Source organism: Planctomycetota bacterium (assembly GCA_026387035.1).
Taxonomy (GTDB): Bacteria; Planctomycetota; Phycisphaerae; order FEN-1346; family FEN-1346; genus JAPLMM01.
Map to the genome: position 1 here is coordinate 1 of JAPLMM010000310.1, position 2,909 is coordinate 2,909.

At 67.8% G+C, this 2,909-nt stretch carries 2 protein-coding genes; both read left to right on the top strand.

Annotated features, from left to right (window positions below):
• Nucleotides 1-608: 608 nt before the first annotated feature.
• On the top strand, nt 609-1,064 hold the full coding sequence (locus NTX40_11660; GenBank protein ID MCX5649725.1) for a phosphoribosyltransferase family protein: 456 nt from the start codon (nt 609-611) through the stop codon (nt 1,062-1,064).
• Nucleotides 1,065-1,227: 163 nt separating this feature from the next.
• Nucleotides 1,228-2,909, top strand: a 1,682-nt coding sequence (locus tag NTX40_11665; GenBank protein MCX5649726.1) for an AarF/ABC1/UbiB kinase family protein, incomplete at its 3' end; no start/stop codon positions are given.

The window sequence follows — 2,909 nt, forward strand, 5'->3', positions numbered from 1 at the left end:
ATAACTCTGTGCACAAATTGTGGACAACTTCTCGCGGCGTCCCTGCCAATCTGGCAATGTCCCGTGTTTTCCCGCCTCGTCCCGCTCTTTCCCACACCCAATAAGACAAATCTTCTGCGCGAATAAGACAAACTCCGACAACGCCGCGGCCTCCGGGGGTGCGCCAGGATCTTCTGGCATCTAGCGAGGGCGCGACGTGTGGGCAGTGTGGCACGGCCGGTCTTGCCCGGCCGTGCGTCCCGGCGCGCCTGTTCCATTGGGGCCGGCGCACGGCGGGACTCGTGCTTCGTAGCGAAGTAGCACTTCGCTACTTCGCAGAGTAGCACAAGGCCCGCCGTGCCACGCAAATTGCCTGTTGTGCTTTTGCTAAGTGCCAGAAAATCCTGGCGCACCCGCATCCGGCCGTCAGGTCGGTAGTTGGCACACGGCCGCCTCTCGCGATATAATCCGGCCATGCTCCGCTCGATCTGGGTCGCCTTCCGGGAACTCGTCTTGCCCACCCATTGCGTGGCCTGCGAGCGGAGAGCGCCGCGCGACACGCCGTTCAACTTGTGTTCCGCCTGCGGCCGGGCCATGGCGCGACTCATCTCGGTGCCCCACTGTCCGCGTTGCGGCCGCAGGACCTCGGGCCGGTTCTGGGGCGCCTCCTGGCCGAGCGGGTCGCCCTCGCGCCGTGGGCCGACCTCGTGGACATGGTGGTCCCCGTTCCGCTTCACTGGAGCCGGCGCGTCGGCCGGGGGTTCAACCAGGCGACGGCCCTCGCGCAGGAGGTGGTCCGGGCGACGGGTCGGCCGCTTGTGGCCCGGCGACTCCTCCGCGTCCGTCCCACGCCGCGTCAGACGCGCCTGCCTCCCGGCCGGCGGGCCGAGAACGTGCGCGGAGCGTTTGCGGTGCGCGGTGAGGCGTCGGCCGTCAAAGGCAGGCGGTTGCTCCTCGTGGACGATGTGCTGACGAGCGGCGCGACCGTCGGCGAATGCGCGCGGGTCCTGAAGCGGGCGGGGGCCGCCTCCGTATTTGCCGCCGTCCTGGCCGTCGCCGGCCCCAACGAACCCGGTCCCTGGTGAGGGCGGCTCGAACGGCGTCCCGGGGATTCGCTGCGCTCATCCCCGGGCTTGAACGGACGCTAAGCCGCAAGCGGCTGCGCTCATCTCCGGGCTTGAACGGCGGGCGGGGCGGCGGCTATAATGCCCCCCGTCGAAGTTTCCGGGCATCGGGGGCCAAAATCGTATGACCTGGATTCCATTCGGGCGGCGCTTTCGGGAGATCGGTCGGCTCGGGCACGTCCTGTCGATCCTGACGAAGCATGGATTCGGCTGGCTGGTCGTCAGCCTGCACCTGGACCGCTTCGTCCCCTTCCGCAACCGCCTGCTGAAGCGGCGTGAAAAGGTCACCGAGGAAACCGCGCCCACCATCGCCGCCCGGATCGCCAGCGTCCTCCAGGAACTCGGGCCCACGTACGTCAAACTCGGCCAGGTGCTCTGCAGCCGCCAGGACCTCCTCCCGCCCCCCTTCATCCAGGAGTTCCGCCGCCTCCAGGACAAGGTCCGCCCGTTTCCGAACGACGAAGCCCGCCGCGTCATCGAGAAAGAACTCGGCCGGCCGATCGGCGAACTGTTCGAGACGTTTGGGCCGGAACCGTTTGCGGCCGGCAGCATCGCCCAGGCGTACAAGGCCCGCACGGCGGACGGCCGGGCCGTCGTCGTCAAGGTGCGCCGCCCGGGCGTCCGCGAAACGCTGGAATCGGACATCGACATTCTGTCGCGGCTGGCGGAACTCGCGGAACGCTACGTCCCGGAGTACCGCGTTTTTCGGCCGGCGCTCCTGGTGGAAGAGTTCGCCCAGACCGTTCGCCGGGAGGTCGATTTCATCGCCGAGGCCTCCAACACCGAGCGGTTCCGACAGGCCTTCGAGGACGACGAGCACGTCCTCGTGCCGCACGTCCTCTGGTCGCTCACGGCCTCGGCCGTCCTGACCCTGGAGCACCTCGAAGGCATCCCGATTTACGATGAGGATGCGATGGACCGGGCGGGAGTGGACCGCAAGGCCCTGGCGTCGCGCCTCACCGAGTGTTTCATTCGCCAGTATTTCGAGATGGGCCTCTTCCACGCCGACCCGCATCACGGAAACCTCGTGGTCCAGGCGCCGGACCGCGTGGGCATCCTCGACTTCGGGCAGGTCGGCCGACTGAGCGACGTCATGCGCTCCCGCCTCGGAACCGCCCTCATCGCCGCCCTCTACCGCGAGTTCGACATCGTCTTGGACGTGCTCGACGACCTCGGCTCCCTGCCGGACGGCCTGGACGACGCTCGCTTCATGGCCGACCTGGCCGGCCTCGTGGACAAGTACAGCGGCATCCCCCTGAAGCGCCTCGACGTGCGGAACCTCTTCGAGGAACTCATCGCCACCGCCCGCCGACACCGCGTCATCCTCCCGCGCGACTTCGTCCTCCTCGGCAAGAGCCTCGTGACGATGGGCGGCGTCGCGCTCGAACTCGATCCCGACACGAGCCTCGTCGAGGTCGTCCGGCCGAAGGTCCGGTCCATGGCGGCGGAGAAAATTTCCCCCAAGCGATTGGCCGAACGCGGACTCCGCAGCGCCTACCACGTCGCCGCCATCGCCGAGCAGGGGCCCCGACAACTGCGGGAACTCGCGCGGAAACTCACACGCGGCCGGCTCCAAATCCAGTTTCGCCACGAAAACCTCGACCGCTTCATCAGCGAACTCGATCGCTCCACCAACCGCGTCGCCTTTGCGATGATCGTCGCCGCCATCATCCTCGGCTCCGCCGTCATCATGGGCGCCAACGTCGGACCCAAGGTGCCCTACACCGCCAACGTCCCGGTGCTCGGCCTGTTGGGCTTTCTCGTGGCCGGTGTCCTGGGCGTCTGGCTCGCCTTTGCCATCCTGCG